The following is a 15572-nucleotide window of genomic DNA, read 5'->3' on the forward strand; positions in this document are numbered from 1 at the left end:
ATGTGTCTCAATCGGGCCGCAGACGGGCGGCCGGCACCGGATAGACCCGGCCCGTCCCGATCACCACGGCGTCGGGCGTGCGGGCAAACAGGGCGGTGAAGGCTGCGTCACGCACATTGAGCCCGCCCGCATAGGCCCCGAAGGCCGGCAGCACGAGCCGGGTTCCATCCGTCGCGAAACAGCGCCGGCGCACCGAACGGCCGGTTCCGTTGATGCGCGCACAGGGGTGGAGATGGCCCGCCACCTCGCCCGGCGCGGGCCCCGCCTGCGGTTCATGGCGCAGCACCAGCGAGCCCAGCTGCAGCCCGGCCATACGCTCGCCGCCGAAGCGGGCGGGCGGAACGGGATCGTGATTGCCCTCGATCCAGATCCAGCGCGCGACGGAATTCACAAGCGCTGTGAGGGCTTTGGCGTCACCCTCATGCATCCGTCTGTCCGCGCCCAGATCATGAAAGCTGTCGCCCAGCGCGATGACGCAGGCAGGTTTGAGGCGGGCGATTGCGCCGGCGAGGCGCGTCAGGGTCGCGCGGGTGTCGTAGGGCGGCAGCATCTGGCCACGGGCGGCGAAGGCGCTGCCTTTCTCCAGATGCAGGTCCGCACACAGCAGCGTGTTGCTCGCGAGATCCAGCGCGGCGCCCGACACATCCGGTTGCAGGCGTGCGCCATTGACTGTGATGACCGGCGCCAGGGTCTCTCCGGTGGGCCCGCTCATTCGCCGTCCTCGTCATAGCCGGCGAGCGAAAGGGGTCTGGCTTCAAGGCCTTGCAGCTGCGCCCAGCGCATCAACGCATCCTCGCGCCCGTGGGTGATCCACACCGCCTCGCGCGCGCATTCTTGAATAGTGGCGGTCAGCTCGTCCCAGTCGGCATGGTCGGAAATGACCAGCGGCAGTTCCGCCCCGCGCTGGCGGGCGCGGGCGCGCACACCCATCCAACCGGATGCAAAGGCGATTACTGGGTCAGGGAAGCGCCGCGCCCAGGGCGTCTGGAAGGCGGAAGGCGGGGCGAGGATGATCTGGCCAGCAAAATCAGTCTTTTCGCCGCCCTCATCCTTCACGGTCGCGGGTCTGAGATCACCCAGCTCCACGCCATGATCGCGGTAAAGATCACACAGTGTGGCCAAGGCGCCATGGATGTAGAGCGGGGCGTCATATCCCGCCTCCCGGATCAGGGCGATCACCCGCTGGGCCTTGCCCAGCGCGTAGGCGCCGACCAGATGCGCCCGGCCCGGATTGGCCGCGACGCTGGCCAGCAGGCGGGCGATCTCGCCCCCATCGTCCGGGTGGCGGAAAACCGGCAAACCGAATGTCGCTTCAGATACATAGATGTGAGAGGGGACCGGCTCGAAACGGGCGCAGGTGGGGTCGCGGCGGCGCTTGTAATCGCCCGATACCGTGATCACCAGGCCCCGCCATTCCAGCCGCGCCTGGGCGCTGCCCAGCACGTGGCCGGCGGGATGGAGACTGACCGACACCTCGCCCATGCGCACCGTCTCGCCAAAGGCAAGCGATTGTCTTGTTTCAGTAAATTCAGCGCCATAGCGGGCCGCCATGATGGCGAGGGTTTCCGGCGTCGCGGCCACCGCGCCGTGACCGGCGCGGGCGTGGTCGGCATGGCCGTGGGTGATGAGGGCCCGGTCTGAAGGGCGCACCGGATCAATGAAAAACCCGCCCGGTTCGCACCACAGGCCTTGAGGCGTTTCGCGCAAGAGATCAGCTGGCCGGATCATGTCATGGCGATATAGCCCGGGCGCGGCCCGGTCCAGCCGCTTGCGCGCGCCTTATCCGCCGGGCAGGGTGAGGATAGTGAGGGGATAGCGGGGAACAAAATCCATGAATCGGGTGACAAAACTGGCCGCTGTGGGGTTGTCGGCGGTGCTTGTGGTGACAATCGCCGGCGCTTTTGTGTTCGGGCTGCGCCTGACCCCGCTGGAGCTGCGATCCTTCGACCCGGATGCGGCGATTTTGGCGGCTGAGGCCTATGATGCCGAGATCACCCGCGATGAGTGGGGCGTGCCCCGGGTGATCGGGGCCACGGGCGCCGACGCCGCGTTCGCGCTGGCCTTCGCCCATGCCGAGGATGATTTTGGGACGGTGCAGGATGCACTGCGCCAGGCGCTGGGCCGTGAAATGCTGGCCGCCGACGAGAGCGAGGCGCGCACCGCCTGGCTGGTGCAGGCGCTGGGCGTGCCCGATCTTGTGCGCGCTGAATATGAGACCCAGCTGAGCGTGGAGATGCGCACGGCGCTGGAGGGCTATGCGGCGGGCCTCAATTACTATGCCGCCCTGCACCCGGACGAGCGCGCGCCCGATTTGTATCCGCTGACCGGGCAGGACGTGGCCGGCCTGTCGGCTTTTTACAGCCCGATGTTCTACGGGCTCGGCCGGGTGCTGGCTGACCTGATTGCGCCCGAGCGCCCACGCGAGGCGGGGCGGGGTCAGGAGCTGCAGGTGTTCTGGCTGGAGGAAACTTCCGACAGCGAGCTCGGCTCCAACGCCTTCGCCGTGGCGCCGGCCAGGTCCGATGACGGCGCCACGCGCCTCATCATCAACTCCCACCAGCCGGTGGAAGGCCCGGTGGCCTGGTATGAAGCCCATATGATCAGCCGCGACGGGCGGCTGAACTTCGCTGGAGGCACATTTCCCGGCTCGCCGGTGATGCATGTGGGGTCGAGCCCGGATCTGGGGTATGCGGCGACGGTGAATGCGCCCGACCTGATCGACCTTTATGAGATCACGCTTTCGGATGATGGTTCGCAATACCGGCTCGACGGCGAGTGGGTGGATCTGGAGACCCGCCCGGCGCGCATGCTGGTGCATCTGTGGGGGCCGTTCGCCTGGCAGGTGACGATGCCGGTGGAGCGCACCGCCCACGGTCCGGTGATCCGCAATGATCGCGGCGCGTTCGCCCTGCGCCACGCCACCCATGACGATATCCGCTCGGTGGAGCAGGCCTGGCGCTCCATGCATGCGCGCGATCTGTCCGAGTATCAGACCGTGATGGACATGCTCGCCATGGGCAGCACCAACCGGGTGGTGGCCGACGCCGACGGCCGCATCGCGCGCTATTACGGCGCCCGCCTGCCGCTCCGGATGGAGGAGGCAGGCCTCGACTGGTCGGGCGTCCTGCCCGGCGACCGGTCAGACCTGATCTGGAGCGAGTTTGCGCCGGTGAGCGCCCTGCCCAACATGATCGATCCGGCGTCGGGCTATGTGCTGGAGGCCAATCACTCGCCCTTCCGCGTGACGGGCACGGATGAGGACCCGGACCCCGCCGCCTTCCCGGCGAGCTTCGGGATCGAGACCCGCATGACCAATCGCGGCCTGCAGGCGGTGGACCTGATGGCGGCGCTGGAGACGGTGTCGCGCGAGGCGCTGCTGGCGGTGAAGTTTGACGATGCCTACCACCCCGATAGCGAGATGATGGCCCTGCGCGCGCAGTGGCTCGCCATGGATCATGGCGATGACCCGGCGATGGACGAGGCCGCGCGCGTGCTGGAGGCCTGGGACGGGCGCACCAATATGGAAAACCGCCAGGCGGCGCTGGCCATCAAGGCCTTCGCCCCCATCACCACCGCGCCGCTGCTGGGAATCGAACCCCCGCCGCTGAGCGAAACGGTTCCGGCCGCCATCGAGCGCCTGATGACGCATTTCGGCACGCTGGAGCCGGAATGGGGCGCGGTGAACCGGCTGGTGCGCGGCGATGCGAGCCTGCCGGTCTCCGGCGGGCCGGACGTGCTGCGCGCGGTCTATCCCGCACCGCAGGATGACGGGACTTACCGCATGGTGGCGGGCGATGGCCTCACCTTCCTGGCCGAATGGCTGCCCGATGGCGAATTCGCCCTGTGGGCCGTCCACCAGTTCGGCGCCTCCAACCGCCCCGGCCACGTCCACTATGACGACCAGATGGCCATGTTCGCCGCCCACGAATGGCGCAGGGTGCCCATGGGCGAGGACGAAGTGCGCGCGGCGGCGGTGCAGGTTTACAGGCCGGGGGCGCGGTGAGGGGGGCTATTCTGAGCCGGACGGGCGCCGGCCTGGAGGACGTTTCAACGACACGACATTGTCCGCCACTGTGCGGTCAAGTCTGGCCTCGAGCGATTGCAGGGTGTGGGTGTCGTAGGCGTGCTTGCGATTCTTGATCAGGAGCACAATGATCACCCGCTCCTCATACACGTGATAGATCACACGGAAATCGCCGACGCGCAGCCGAAGCAGGCCGTCTTCGCCCTTGAGCTTCTTCGCGCCACGTGGGCGGGGATCCCTCTGAAGGCGTTCCAGGGCCTGAATCATGCGCGCCTGCGTGGAGCGATCGAGCTGTCTGAGCTCTTTGGCGGCGGCCTTGGCGATGACGATCTGGAGCGTCATTCCACCCTCCCAGACATCCGGGCCTACTCAAACCCGAGTTCAGCCTTGAGGTCTTCAAGCGTGACGCCGCCATTTTGCTTGTAGTCGTCCAGCGCCGACTTGGCGTCTTCGATATCCTTGGCCAACTCCACCGCAACCAGATGGTCATAGGACGCGCGCGACAGCAGCACGGCTTCCTGATTGCGCCGGCGGACGAAGACCGGGCCGTTATGGACGGCCTCGTCCATCAGATTGGCGAACTCGCGCCGCGCTTCGGTGGCGCTGTAAACGGGGCGGCCCTCTTCAGGGATGACGGCGTTGCGGGTCATGGCGGATCCTCGGCCAGTGCAAGTCAATTGCACATTCTATGCAAATTACGCAATTTATGCAATTCGTGCAATTGCGGCGTTGCAAACTGGCTGGAACGCGCAGGGCTTAGCTACTCCGCCGCCCCCACCCGCGCCCTGCGCGCTGCACCCGCCTCCGCAGCCTCGATCCCCAGATCGGCCAGCAGGGCTGTGTCCGCGTGGAGGTCCGGGTTGGGCGTGGTGAGGAGCTCCTCGCCGATGAAGATCGACGCGGCGCCGGCCAGGAAGCAGAGCGCCTGCAGCTCGCGGCTCATGGTTTCGCGCCCTGCGCTGAGGCGCACCACGCTGCGCGGCATGATCAGGCGGGCGGTGGCGATGGCGCGCACGAAATCGAGCCCGTCCAGCGGCGCGGAGCCCGACAGCGGCGTGCCGGCCACGTCGACCAGGTGATTGACCGGCACACTTTCAGGATGCGGGGTCAGGCGGGCGAGCTCGGTGAGGAGGCCGATGCGGTCCTCGCGGCCTTCACCCATGCCGATAATGCCGCCGCAGCAGACCTGGATGCCGGCGGCGCGCACGCGCGCCAGCGTATCGATCCGGTCCTGCCAGGTGCGGGTGGTGATGATGCGCTGGTAGTATTCCGGCGAGGTGTCGAGATTGTGATTGTAGAAATCGAGCCCTGCATCCTTCAGGCGCTCGGCCTGGCCGTCGGAGAGCATGCCCAGCGTCATGCAGGTCTCCATCCCCAGAGCCTTCACGCGGGTGATCATTTCGGCAATGGCCGGCTCGTCGCGCGGTTTCAGCTCGCGCCAGGCCGCGCCCATGCAGAAACGGGTGGCGCCGCCCTCCTTGGCTTCGCGGGCGCGGGCCTCGACGGCATCGGGGTCCATCAGTTTCGAGGCTTTCAGCCCGGTGTCGAAATGGGCGGACTGATTGCAATAGCCGCAATCCTCAGCGCAGCCGCCGGTCTTGATCGAGAGGAGGCGCGATTTCTGAACGGCATTGGGCTGATGCACGCGCCGGTGCAGGCTCTGGGCGGCGAAGACGAGATCATTGAACGGGGCGTCGTGGATCGCCTGCACCTCGTCGCGGGTCCAGTTGTTGCGGGGTTCTGTCAGGGCAGCGATATCGTCTAGAAGATGGGTCATGACGCCTCGTGATGATCAATCGGTCCCGCACCCTAGGAATCCAGACACCTGGCGGCAAGCCGCAGGGCGCCTCATGGCGCGGGTGCGGCCGCTGGGGCCGCTGGCGTTCTGGTTCACGGCTGTTGTGGTGCTGGGACTGGCGCTGTGGCCGGGCCAGGGGGGCGCGCCGCGCCTGTTTGGCTGGGACAAGCTGGAGCACATGAGCGCGTTTGCCACGCTGGCGGTGCTGGGGCGGTTTGCGTTTCCGGCGCTGGCGCGGGTCTGGCTGGCGCTGGGTCTGACGGGCTTCGGCATCGCCATCGAGCTGTTGCAGGCAATCGAGGCGCTCAACCGCTCGGCCTCGCCCTATGATCTGGGCGCCAATGGTGTGGGGATCATCGCCGGCCTCGTCGTGGCGGCGGCCGTGGCGTGGGCCGGCCGGCGTATGGACATCCATCCGTGAGCCGCCCGGCCCACGCGCCCTGGCGCGCCGGACCGCCGCGCTTCACAGTGGGCTTGCGGCCCATCGATCCCGCAAGCTGGCTGTTTCCCGACAGCGAGGCGCATGTGCTGGAGTGGAAGGCGGGCCTGCTGGCGCGGCCCCAAGAGGTGTGGCGACAGGCGCCGGATGCGGCCCCAGCGGCGGACGAGGCCGCCGCCATGGTGTGCGCTGAAGCCGGCGCGCCCGCAGGCGATTTGATCGCGGCGGCGCGCCTCGTCAGTGATGATCTGGTGGTGATGACGCGCGGCGATGACGGGCGCTGGCTGACCGGCGCCATCGTGCTGAGCGCGCCCACATTTTTCAGCGTCGATCACGCCTTCGGGCGCGATCTGACAGCGCTGCACGGCCCGGTGCCAGACGGGCAGGCGCTGGCGGCGCGCATTGCGCGGGTGTTTGACGCCGTGCGGCCGGGCCAGGTGCTGGGACGCTTCAACTGGACGCTTCAGTGGGGCGATGCGCGTTTCACCCCGGACGCCGTCCCCTTGCGCGCGGCGGCCGCCGCTGCGCCGGTGAGCCAGGCGTGCGAGCATCTCCATGTGCGCGTGGAGCGCCAGACGATCATCAAATTGCCCGAGACCGGCGCGGTGCTGTTCACCATTCGGGTGTGTCTTGATCGGGTGGCGTCGCTCAAGCCTGACGAGATCGCCGCGCTGGCTGTGGCTTGGCGGGGGCTGGGTGCGGAAGGGCGCGCCTACAAGGGCTGGGCGGCGCTGGAGCGCCATGCGCAGGCGGTGTTCGCGGATTTGTAGAGCCGCAAAACGACACCGGCCCGCCAGCATGTGCTGGCGGGCCGGGGCTTCAATTCAGGCTGAAGGGGCCGGCGTCAGTCGCCGCCGCCACCGCCATCGCCGCCGCCGCCGTCCGGCGCGTCCGGTGCGTCGGGCTCGGCCTTGGCTTTCGGGGCGGGGCGGTCATCGGCGCCGGACGAAACGGCCGCCGCGTTCAACGGCACGGCGTCGGCGCCGTACCAGGCCGGCGGGACAATGCCCTTGCGGTCGTAATCATGGGTGTAGCGCAGTACGACGCCGGCCAGCAGCAGGATGGCGATGACGTTCGGGAACAGCATCATGGAGTTGGCCACGTCGCCAAACCGCCACAGCCCGTCCACATTGACCACCAGCGTGCCCAGGAAGGCCACGCCCACCCACATGAAGCGGAACGGACGCGCCGCCCAGTCGCCGACGATATAGGTGGCCGACGTCTCGGCGTAGTAGGACCAGCCGATGATGGTGGTGAACGCGAACAGGCCCTGCGCCGCCAGGATGATCCAGGCCCCCGCGTAGATGCCTTCCGCGAACGCTGCTGTTGTCACGGCCGAAGCCGACAGGGCGTCGGACTGCCAGGCGAACTCCACGATGGACCCGTCCAGATTGGCGTAGCTGCCCGACACGGTCAGGATCACCAGCGCCGTCATGGTGCAGATGATCATGGTGTCGATGAACACGCCCAGCATGGCGATCTCGCCCTGTTTGACCGGGTTGCTGGTCTGGGCGGCGGCGTGGGCGATCGGGGCGGACCCCTGACCGGCCTCGTTGGAGAACAGGCCGCGCGCCACGCCGGCCCGCACAGCGGCCATGATCACATAGCCCGCGAACCCGCCCGCCGCCTCGCGGAAGCCGAAGGCCTCGGTGAAGATCAGGGCGAAGGCGCCGGGAATCTCGCTGGCGTGGGTGGCCAGAATGACCAATCCGACCAGAATGTAGGCGACGGCCATGAAGGGCACGACGCGTCCGGCGACCACGCCGATGGATTTGATGCCGCCCACGATCACGACGAAGACCAGGAAGGCCAGAACCGCCCCGACAACCCAGCGCGGCAGGTCGATGCCGAGCGAGAGGCTCGCCTCGAGGGCGGACTGGGTGACGGAGTTGGCCTGCAGTGCGCCGCCGGTCACGAGGGCCGAGCAGATCGTGCCGATGCAGAAGAAAATGGCGAGCCATTTCCAGTTTTTGCCCAGCCCGTTCTGAATGTAGTACATCGGTCCGCCATGGAAGCTGCCATCGGCATGCTTCTCGCGGTAGCGCACGGCCAGCGAGGATTCGGCATAGGCCAGCGCCATGCCGAAGATGGCCGTCACCCACATCCAGAAAATCGCGCCCGGCCCGCCCAGCGTGATGGCCGTGGCCACGCCCGCCAGATTGCCGGTGCCGACCTGGCCCGAGAGGGCGGTGGACAGGGCCTGCCAGGGCGTGATCTCGCCCTCGCCGCCGCTCTTGCGGCCGGCCCACAGCTCGGCGAAGGCGGGGATGAGCCGCTTGAGCGGACGCCCGCCCAGCAGCACCATCATGATCACGCCGGTGCCCAGAAGGGCGATGGTGATGATCCCCACCGGCAGGATGCGTTGTTCGCCCCAGGTGCCGCCCCACAGAAAGTCACTGAAGATCGTGACGCTGTCGAAGAAATTGTCCATTCCAGTTCCCCGCAATTTCCTGATTTATCGAGACCCTAGGCAGACTGAGCCGTGTCGGGAAGTCCCCGCGTGCAACTGACGGCGTGATTTTCCATCGCGCCTGCCCGCGTGGGCGCCGTGCGCGGGCCGCTACATCGCCTCAATCGCGAATACGCCCCAGGCCCACAGATCATCGGTCATGTCAGACAGATCCAGCGCGGTGTCGCGCGGCCAGACCAGCAGGAAGGGGCCGAGCTCGCCCAGCACCAGCGCCTCTCCGTCCACGGAATGGGCCAGGACTGGCTCGTGGGCGGCGATCATGGCGGCGTCGATCTCAACCTGATAGCCGTCCAGACAGGTGATGCGCGCGCCGGCGCCCGCGGCGCCGGCCGCGTCCAGCACATCGCTCAGGCGCACGCCGCGCCAGGTGCGGGCGGCCTCGCCCAGCGGATAGCCGGCCGCGATCTCGTGATGGGGCAGAAGGGCGATATCGGCGAAGGTGAAGGTGTGGGCGGTCCCGGTGACGCCGAAACGCTCGAACAGGCCGCCCTCTACGGGCTGGCGGCCGCCTGCGCCCGTGACGGTCAGCAGGACGGGCGAAATTGCATCCGAAGCGGTTGCGGCGGGCGGCGCGGCGCCCGGCTCGCAGGCGCTGACGAGAAGGGCCGCCGCCAGGGCGGCCAGAACCGGTTTGAAGCGCGCCATACCCTGCCTCCCTGGCGGCGATGGCGTCGAGCATGACCCGGCGCGCCCCGCACGGCAAGGCGCCGGGCACTTCCTGCCGGGGGGCCCGATCTTGCCGGGCCGGTATCGGCGCGCGGGCCTGCGCGGATGGGTAAGGCCGCGGTAATGCCTTGAAAAGCCGATGTGATTTGCCCGGGAATTGCAGCCGCCTGGCGGCACAAGGCTTGCGCTGGCCCCGGCGGGACAAAATGTCCGCCGGCCAAAACGGCCGTTCGCTTCCAGAACGGAGGAACCCCCCATGACAAACTCGGTGAATACGAACCCCGGAGCGATGATCGCGCTCCAGAATCTGAACAAGTCCAATATGGAGCTGCAACAGGTGCAGAACCGTATCAATACGGGCCTCAATATCGCGGGTGCGAAGGATAATGGCGGCATTTTCGCCATCGCCCAGCGTATGCGCGCCGAGGTGTCGGGCTATGGGGTTGTTCAGCAGTCTCTGGACCGTGGCAACGCGACGCTTGATGTGTCGCTGGCCGCGGGTGAAGCGATCTCGGATCTCCTGATCGAGATGAAGGAAAAGGCTCTCGCTGCCGCTGACACATCGCTGGATACGGCCAGCCGGAGCGCTTTGAACGAAGATTTCATGGCGCTGCGCAACCAGATCTCGACGATTGTGGAGAACGCGGAATTCAACGGCGTGAACCTGATCGACGGCTCGACAGACGCTTTCGTTGCGCTGGCAAACCAGGACGGCTCGAACACCATCACAGTGCCCTCAGAGGACATGTCCCTGTCGGGTGCCGTTGTGACGGTGGGCGCCGCCGCCTCGTTTGCGACCGCCACCCAGGCCTCGGACATCGCCTCTCAGATCGCCTCCTCGCTGGATGCGGTCAACGAGTCGCTGGCCCGGCTCGGGACCAAGTCGAAGGCGCTGGAGATCCACTCCACGTTCGTGACCAAGCTGTCGGACACGCTGGAGAAAGGCATCGGCAATCTCGTCGACGCAGATTTGGCCAAGGAGTCCGCCCGGCTCCAGTCGCTGCAGGTCAAGCAGCAGCTGGGAATCCAGGCGCTCTCCATCGCCAATGCGTCGCCGCAGTCTGTCCTGTCCTTCTTCCGCTAGGGAAGGTGCCGGGGCCGCCGCATGGCGGTCCCGGTTTTTCTTTGGCTTCGAAACGCGTTAACCCTTGATTAACCCTGCGGCGGGTCGCGCCGCCAGCCCCGCCCGAATCACCCGGCAGATTATGCCCGGCGGGTAGAAATTGCCGGGCGTCTCGCGGCTTTACCGGGCAAAAACTGCCGCATGCCGTCCGGCCTCGCGCTGCCCTTCCGAAAAATCCTCATAAAAAACAAAGACCTGAAAAATCATCATCCATGGGCCGCCAATTGGCCCCGGGCTTGCTGTTGCTCCTGCGGGCCAGAAGGCCCCGCCCGCAAAATGCGTGCGTTCACACGTAGAAACGTAGGAGCCAAGAAATGGCGACGATCAATACGAATCCGGGCGCGATGATCGCCCTGCAGAACCTCAACCAGACCAACCGCGACCTGATGCAGGTCCAGAACCGGATCAATACCGGTCTTGCGGTCTCCTCCGCCAAAGACAATGGCGGCATTTTCGCCATCGCCCAGGGCATGCGCAGCGAAGTGGCCGGCCTTCGCGCCGTCAACCAGTCGCTGGATCTGGCCGTCTCGGTCACCGATGTCGGCCTGGCGGCCGGCGAAGCCATCTCCGACCTGCTGATCGAGATGAAGGAAAAGGCTTTGGCCGCTTCCGACACCTCGCTGGACACGGCGTCGCGTGATGCACTGAACGAAGACTTCTCCGCCCTGCGCGATCAGATCGGTACGATCGTGGAGAACGCCGAGTTCAACGGCATCAACCTGATCAATAACGGTGCCGATGCGATTTCGGCTCTGGCCAATGCTGACGGCTCGAACACCATCACCGTCGCGGCCGAGGACATGAGCCTCACCGGCACGACCCTCACCATCACCGCCGGCACTGAAATCGACACCACGACCAATGCTGCGGCGGCGGCCACGGCTCTCGAGACCTCACTCACCAACATTAACTCGGCTCTGGCGCGTCTGGGCACTTCGTCCAAGTCGCTGGAGATCCACAAGACGTTCGTGGGCAAGCTCTCCGACACCCTTGAAAAGGGCATCGGCAATCTGGTCGACGCCGATCTGGCCAAAGAATCTGCCCGGCTCCAGTCGCTGCAGGTCAAGCAGCAGCTGGGCATCCAGGCGCTCTCCATCGCCAACTCGGCGCCGAGCACGATCCTGGGCTTCTTCCGCTAGGAAAAGGCCTGACTGAATTCGGCGCCGGGACGGCAGAACGCCGGACCGGTGCCGGACACGGCGCACAAAATGTGCGCGTCCAACCGTAGAAACGGACCCTCGAAAGGAGCCAAGAAATGGCGACGATCAATACCAATCCGGGCGCGATGATCGCCCTGCAGAACCTGAACCAGACCAACAAGGACCTGATGCAGGTCCAGAACCGGATCAATACCGGTCTTGCGGTCTCCTCCGCCAAGGACAATGGCGGTATTTTCGCCATCGCCCAGAACATGCGCTCTGAAGTGGGCGGCCTGCGCGCCGTCAACCAGTCGCTGGATCTGGCCGTGTCGGTCACCGATGTGGCGCTGGCCGCCGGTGAAGCGATCTCCGACCTCCTGATCGAGATGAAGGAAAAGGCGCTGGCCGCTTCCGACACCTCGCTGGACACGGCGTCGCGTACGGCCCTGAACGAGGACTTCACCGCGCTTCGCGATCAGATCGGCACGATCGTGGAGAACGCCGAGTTCAACGGCGTCAACCTGATCGACGGCTCGGTCACCGGCGGCATCTCGGCTCTGGCCAATGCTGACGGCTCCAACACGATCTCGGTCGTGGACGAGGACATGAGCCTGGGCGGGTCCATCGTGGCCCTGGCGGCGACCGCATCGTTTGCGACCGCTACCGAGGCGTCCGACATCGTGAGCGATATCGAAGACTCCCTGACGGCCATCAACTCTTCGCTGGCCCGGCTGGGGACGTCGTCCAAAGCGCTCGAGATCCACAAGACCTTCGTGGGCAAGCTGTCCGACACCCTTGAAAAAGGCATCGGCAATCTCGTCGACGCTGATCTGGCCAAAGAGTCCGCCCGTCTCCAGTCGCTGCAGGTCAAGCAGCAGCTGGGCATCCAGGCGCTCTCGATCGCCAACTCGGCGCCGAGCACGATCCTGGGCTTCTTCCGCTAGGACGAGCCTGACCGGGGATGACGGCCGGAGCCGAACGGGGGTTCCCTCCGGCCGTCCTCACCGGCCTCCCGATCCGGGAGGCGCCAAGACAACCCAGATGTCTCCCGATCCGGGAGGCGGCGTGCAACCAGGGAGGCGCCAGACGCGCAAACGGCGTCTCGTGCAGGACACATGACAGATATTGCGACGCTCATGTCAGGGACGGCCATGTCCTCCCCTGAATGGGCCGCAAACGCTGAAGTGGCGGTGACCCGCTCCGCTCAGCGCGGCCTCAAAGGGGACGAACCGGTCGTGGCGGCTGCAAAGCCCGCCGCCGGCAAGGCCTTGCCGAAAACCGTGGACAAGATCGAGGCGATGCGCGCCCAGCTCGATGTCAGCGGGCGATCCCGCCTGCTCATAGACCGCGAGGACCGCGCCGGCCGCTTCATCTACCGCATCCTCAATCCCGATACCGGCGAAACCATGCGCCAGTGGCCGCCGGAGGGTTATCTCGATCTGATCGCGTATCTGCGCGACGGACAGGGCGGATTGCTCGACCAGCGGGCCTGATCGCCCGGCAAGACTGACCGGCCCGCCCGGCAGAAATTAACCACACCCATGCGCGTCCGGCCGGACCGGGCGACGGCGTCATCGCCATAACCCCATGATTTAAATAGGTTCTGAGTCTGGCCCGCCATGTGGTCCGGGCCTTGCTCCTGTTCGTGCGACAGCGCTGCGGAATGCGGCGGCGGGATACAGGAGAAGACCTATGGCGTTGAGCGTCCACACCAACACTTCGGCGATGATCGCCCTGCAGAACCTGAACAAGACCAATCAGGACATGAACGGGGTCCAGAACCGGATCAACACCGGCTTCCGCGTGTCGGGCGCCAAGGACAATTCAGCCGTTTTCGCCGTCGCGCAGGGCATGCGCTCTGACATTGGCGCGCTGGGATCAGTGCAGGGCTCGCTGGACCGCGCGGTGTCCATCACCGATGTGGGCATCGCCGCCGCCGAGGCGATCTCCGATCTCCTGATTGAGATGCGCGAGAAAGCCACCGCCGCCATGGACCCGTCCATCGACGCGTTCGCACGCCAGGCCTATGACGGCGACTTCAAGGCGCTGATGGAGCAGGTCAATGTGATCATCTCCAATGCCGAGTTCGACGGCGCGAACATCCTCAACGGCAGCCTGACCAACGGCATCGACTTCCTGGCCGACGCCGATGCGGCCCGCACCATCAACCTGTCCGCCCACGACATGTCCTTCTCCGGCGCCATCATGACCATTTCCAGCACGGCGAGCCTGGGCACGGTCACGCTGGCCGGCCAGGTGGTCAGCGCAATCTCGGAAAGCCTCGATAATGTGAACCAGGCGCTGGCCAATCTGGGCTCTGACGGCAAGAAGCTGGAGGCGCACCGCACCTTTGTGGGCAAGCTGACCGATGCCCTGACCAAGGGCGTGGGCAATCTGGTGGACGCAGACCTCGCCAAGGAAGGCGCGCGCCTTCAGGCCCTGCAGGTCAAGCAGCAGCTGGGGGTTCAGGCGCTGTCCATCGCCAACTCCGAGCCGCAGATCATCCTGTCGCTGTTCAACCGGTAGGCTGTCCCGCCCGCCGCACCAGAAGCCGCCTGGCGCTGACGCGCCGGGCGGTTTTCGTTTGCGCGAGACTCAGACGAGGTTTCCTGGATCAGCTGGAGCGCCGCGCCATGATCGACCTGCCCTACGGGCGCCAGTCCATTGACGACAGCGATATCGAGGCGGTCACGCGCGTGCTGCGCAGTGATTTCCTGACCTCGGGCCCGGAGATCGAGGCGTTCGAGACCGAATTTGCGAACGCCGTGGACGCGCCTTTCGCTGTGGCCTGCAACAGCGCCACGGCGGCGCTGCACCTGGCGCTGGACGGGCTGGATCTGGGTCCGGGCGATGTGTGCATCGTGCCGGCCGTCACGTTTCTGGCGACGGCCAATGCGGCGTTGTATTGCGGGGCCGAAGTCATCTTCGCCGACGTGGACGCTGACACGGGCCTGATGACGCCCGATACGCTGGCCGAGGCGCTGAGCCGCGCCGGGCCGGCGGCGCGCGCCGTGCTGCCGGTGCATCTGGCCGGGGCGATGTGCGACATGAAGGCCTTGAGCAAGGCCGCGCGTGAGGCCGGGCTGGCGGTGGTGGAGGACAGCTGCCACGCGCTGGGTTCGATGGATGGCCAGGGACGGCCCGCCGGCGCCTGCGATCACAGCGATGCGTCCACCTTCTCCTTTCACCCGGTCAAGACGCTGGCGTGCGGCGAGGGCGGCATGGTCACGACGCGCTCGGCCAGGCTGGCCGATCATATGCGCCGCGCGCGGTCCCATGGCGTGGAGCGTTCGCCAGACCATTTCCAGCGCCGCGAGGGCGTGGCCGAGCCCTGGTGGTATGAAATGGTCCAGCTGGGCTGGAATTACCGCATGCCCGACATCAACGCCGCGCTGGGCCGGTCGCAGCTTGCGCGCCTGCCGGTCTTCGCGGCGCGCCGGCGCGCGCTGGCGGCGCGGTATGAGAGCGCGCTGTCCGGCCTCGCCCCGCTGGTGCGCACGCCCGCGCACGCGCCCGGCGATCCGTGCCGGCATCTCTATAATGTGCGCATCGATTTTCAGGCGGCCGGCGTGACGCGCGCCGACGTGATGGCGCACCTCAAAGCCGACGGGATCGGCACGCAGGTTCATTATATTCCGCTCTACCGCCAGCCCTTCCACGCCCCCCGCCACACCGCCGGACCGCTGCCCGGCGCCGAGGCCCATTATGAGCGCACGCTCTCGCTGCCGCTCTGGCCGGGCATGGCCGACGAGGATCCCGCGCGCGTGGCGCAAGCACTGGAGCGGGCGCTGACTCTGTAAGGCGCCAGACCCATGCTGCACCTGCGCGCGCGCCCCGCGTGGACAGGTCCGGGGCGATTGCTTAAATCAGCCATTCCCCTTCGCGTGTCCGGCGCGAGGGGGACATCGCTGTT

16 protein-coding genes are annotated in these 15572 nt (G+C 66.7%); 9 read left to right on the top strand and 7 right to left on the bottom strand.

Annotation, left to right across the window (positions count from 1 at the left end; genetic code table 11):
• Positions 1 to 7: 7 nt before the first annotated feature.
• Together pdeM and L2D01_02880 are read right to left on the bottom strand one after the other, a co-directional pair.
• Positions 8 to 712 (bottom strand): ligase-associated DNA damage response endonuclease PdeM, encoded by a 705-nt coding sequence (pdeM, locus tag L2D01_02875; protein ID WBQ10731.1) that lies wholly within the window; start codon positions 710 to 712, stop codon positions 8 to 10.
• Positions 709 to 1728 carry a ligase-associated DNA damage response exonuclease gene (locus L2D01_02880; protein WBQ10732.1) on the bottom strand — a complete coding sequence of 340 codons (1020 nt, stop codon included), beginning with the start codon at positions 1726 to 1728 and terminating at the stop codon, positions 709 to 711. The genes pdeM and L2D01_02880 overlap by 4 nt, the downstream gene beginning before the upstream one ends.
• A 103-nt stretch (positions 1729 to 1831) precedes the next feature.
• Between L2D01_02880 and L2D01_02885 the strand changes: the two genes are divergently transcribed.
• A complete protein-coding gene (locus L2D01_02885; GenBank protein ID WBQ10733.1) occupies positions 1832 to 4003 on the top strand; it encodes a penicillin acylase family protein in 2172 nt (723 codons plus the stop codon).
• 6 nt (positions 4004 to 4009) lie between these two features.
• On the opposite strand, the gene L2D01_02890 is transcribed toward L2D01_02885, so the two are convergent.
• The 3 genes from L2D01_02890 to bioB form a co-directional block, all read right to left on the bottom strand.
• Positions 4010 to 4366 (bottom strand): type II toxin-antitoxin system RelE/ParE family toxin, encoded by a 357-nt coding sequence (locus tag L2D01_02890; protein WBQ10734.1) that lies wholly within the window; start codon positions 4364 to 4366, stop codon positions 4010 to 4012.
• 23 nt (positions 4367 to 4389) lie between these two features.
• Positions 4390 to 4674: a type II toxin-antitoxin system prevent-host-death family antitoxin gene (locus L2D01_02895; protein WBQ10735.1), complete on the bottom strand. Its 285-nt coding sequence runs from the start codon at positions 4672 to 4674 to the stop codon at positions 4390 to 4392.
• A gap of 110 nt (positions 4675 to 4784) precedes the next feature.
• Positions 4785 to 5801, bottom strand: a complete 1017-nt coding sequence (gene bioB / locus L2D01_02900; GenBank protein ID WBQ10736.1) for a biotin synthase BioB — start codon at positions 5799 to 5801, stop codon at positions 4785 to 4787.
• Positions 5802 to 5874: 73 nt separating this feature from the next.
• On the opposite strand from bioB, the gene L2D01_02905 reads away from it, so the two are divergent.
• Together L2D01_02905 and L2D01_02910 are read left to right on the top strand one after the other, a co-directional pair.
• Entirely contained in the window at positions 5875 to 6243 is a 369-nt protein-coding gene (locus L2D01_02905) for a hypothetical protein (GenBank protein ID WBQ10737.1), read from the top strand.
• Positions 6240 to 7031 (top strand): DUF3445 domain-containing protein, encoded by a 792-nt coding sequence (locus L2D01_02910; GenBank protein WBQ10738.1) that lies wholly within the window; start codon positions 6240 to 6242, stop codon positions 7029 to 7031. Before L2D01_02905 ends, L2D01_02910 begins: the two co-directional genes overlap by 4 nt.
• 74 nt (positions 7032 to 7105) lie before the next feature.
• Here L2D01_02910 and L2D01_02915 read toward each other — a convergent pair whose 3' ends face one another.
• The gene (locus L2D01_02915; protein ID WBQ10739.1) at positions 7106 to 8692 is read right to left on the bottom strand and encodes an alanine:cation symporter family protein; all 1587 of its coding nucleotides are present in this window, start codon (positions 8690 to 8692) and stop codon (positions 7106 to 7108) included.
• 129 nt (positions 8693 to 8821) lie between these two features.
• Positions 8822 to 9376 carry a molybdopterin-dependent oxidoreductase gene (locus L2D01_02920; protein WBQ10740.1) on the bottom strand — a complete coding sequence of 185 codons (555 nt, stop codon included), beginning with the start codon at positions 9374 to 9376 and terminating at the stop codon, positions 8822 to 8824.
• A 277-nt stretch (positions 9377 to 9653) separates the two neighbouring features.
• Here L2D01_02920 and L2D01_02925 point away from each other — a divergent pair, with 277 nt between their 5' ends.
• The 6 genes from L2D01_02925 to pseC all read left to right on the top strand — a co-directional run bounded on the left by L2D01_02925 (position 9654) and on the right by pseC (position 15459).
• Positions 9654 to 10481 carry a flagellin gene (locus L2D01_02925; protein WBQ10741.1) on the top strand — a complete coding sequence of 276 codons (828 nt, stop codon included), beginning with the start codon at positions 9654 to 9656 and terminating at the stop codon, positions 10479 to 10481.
• 353 nt (positions 10482 to 10834) lie between these two features.
• The gene (locus L2D01_02930; protein ID WBQ10742.1) at positions 10835 to 11659 is read left to right on the top strand and encodes a flagellin; all 825 of its coding nucleotides are present in this window, start codon (positions 10835 to 10837) and stop codon (positions 11657 to 11659) included.
• A gap of 116 nt (positions 11660 to 11775) precedes the next feature.
• The gene (locus L2D01_02935) at positions 11776 to 12603 is read left to right on the top strand and encodes a flagellin (protein ID WBQ10743.1); all 828 of its coding nucleotides are present in this window, start codon (positions 11776 to 11778) and stop codon (positions 12601 to 12603) included.
• A 207-nt stretch (positions 12604 to 12810) separates the two neighbouring features.
• Positions 12811 to 13152, top strand: a complete 342-nt coding sequence (locus L2D01_02940) for a flagellar protein FlaG (protein WBQ10744.1) — start codon at positions 12811 to 12813, stop codon at positions 13150 to 13152.
• A 199-nt stretch (positions 13153 to 13351) separates the two neighbouring features.
• Positions 13352 to 14185: a flagellin gene (locus L2D01_02945; protein WBQ10745.1), complete on the top strand. Its 834-nt coding sequence runs from the start codon at positions 13352 to 13354 to the stop codon at positions 14183 to 14185.
• A 107-nt stretch (positions 14186 to 14292) separates the two neighbouring features.
• Positions 14293 to 15459 (top strand): UDP-4-amino-4,6-dideoxy-N-acetyl-beta-L-altrosamine transaminase, encoded by a 1167-nt coding sequence (gene pseC, locus L2D01_02950; GenBank protein ID WBQ10746.1) that lies wholly within the window; start codon positions 14293 to 14295, stop codon positions 15457 to 15459.
• Positions 15460 to 15572 lie beyond the last annotated feature (113 nt).

The sequence above is a fragment of the Hyphomonadaceae bacterium ML37 genome (genome assembly GCA_027627685.1).
Classification (GTDB): Bacteria; Pseudomonadota; Alphaproteobacteria; order Caulobacterales; family Maricaulaceae; genus Oceanicaulis.

Excerpts from the sequence above, each read along its gene's own strand:
- L2D01_02915 (WBQ10739.1), bottom strand. The coding sequence starts at position 8,692 with ATGGACAATTTCTTCGACAGCGTCACGATCTTCAGTGACTTTCTGTGG.
- L2D01_02930 (WBQ10742.1), top strand. The coding sequence starts at position 10,835 with ATGGCGACGATCAATACGAATCCGGGCGCGATGATCGCCCTGCAGAAC.
- L2D01_02935 (WBQ10743.1), top strand. The coding sequence starts at position 11,776 with ATGGCGACGATCAATACCAATCCGGGCGCGATGATCGCCCTGCAGAAC.
- bioB (WBQ10736.1), bottom strand. The coding sequence starts at position 5,801 with ATGACCCATCTTCTAGACGATATCGCTGCCCTGACAGAACCCCGCAAC.
- L2D01_02945 (WBQ10745.1), top strand. The coding sequence starts at position 13,352 with ATGGCGTTGAGCGTCCACACCAACACTTCGGCGATGATCGCCCTGCAG.
- L2D01_02885 (WBQ10733.1), top strand. The coding sequence starts at position 1,832 with ATGAATCGGGTGACAAAACTGGCCGCTGTGGGGTTGTCGGCGGTGCTT.
- L2D01_02940 (WBQ10744.1), top strand. The coding sequence starts at position 12,811 with ATGTCCTCCCCTGAATGGGCCGCAAACGCTGAAGTGGCGGTGACCCGC.
- L2D01_02880 (WBQ10732.1), bottom strand. The coding sequence starts at position 1,728 with ATGATCCGGCCAGCTGATCTCTTGCGCGAAACGCCTCAAGGCCTGTGG.
- L2D01_02925 (WBQ10741.1), top strand. The coding sequence starts at position 9,654 with ATGACAAACTCGGTGAATACGAACCCCGGAGCGATGATCGCGCTCCAG.
- L2D01_02890 (WBQ10734.1), bottom strand. The coding sequence starts at position 4,366 with ATGACGCTCCAGATCGTCATCGCCAAGGCCGCCGCCAAAGAGCTCAGA.
- L2D01_02920 (WBQ10740.1), bottom strand. The coding sequence starts at position 9,376 with ATGGCGCGCTTCAAACCGGTTCTGGCCGCCCTGGCGGCGGCCCTTCTC.
- pdeM (WBQ10731.1), bottom strand. The coding sequence starts at position 712 with ATGAGCGGGCCCACCGGAGAGACCCTGGCGCCGGTCATCACAGTCAAT.
- L2D01_02895 (WBQ10735.1), bottom strand. The coding sequence starts at position 4,674 with ATGACCCGCAACGCCGTCATCCCTGAAGAGGGCCGCCCCGTTTACAGC.
- pseC (WBQ10746.1), top strand. The coding sequence starts at position 14,293 with ATGATCGACCTGCCCTACGGGCGCCAGTCCATTGACGACAGCGATATC.
- L2D01_02905 (WBQ10737.1), top strand. The coding sequence starts at position 5,875 with ATGGCGCGGGTGCGGCCGCTGGGGCCGCTGGCGTTCTGGTTCACGGCT.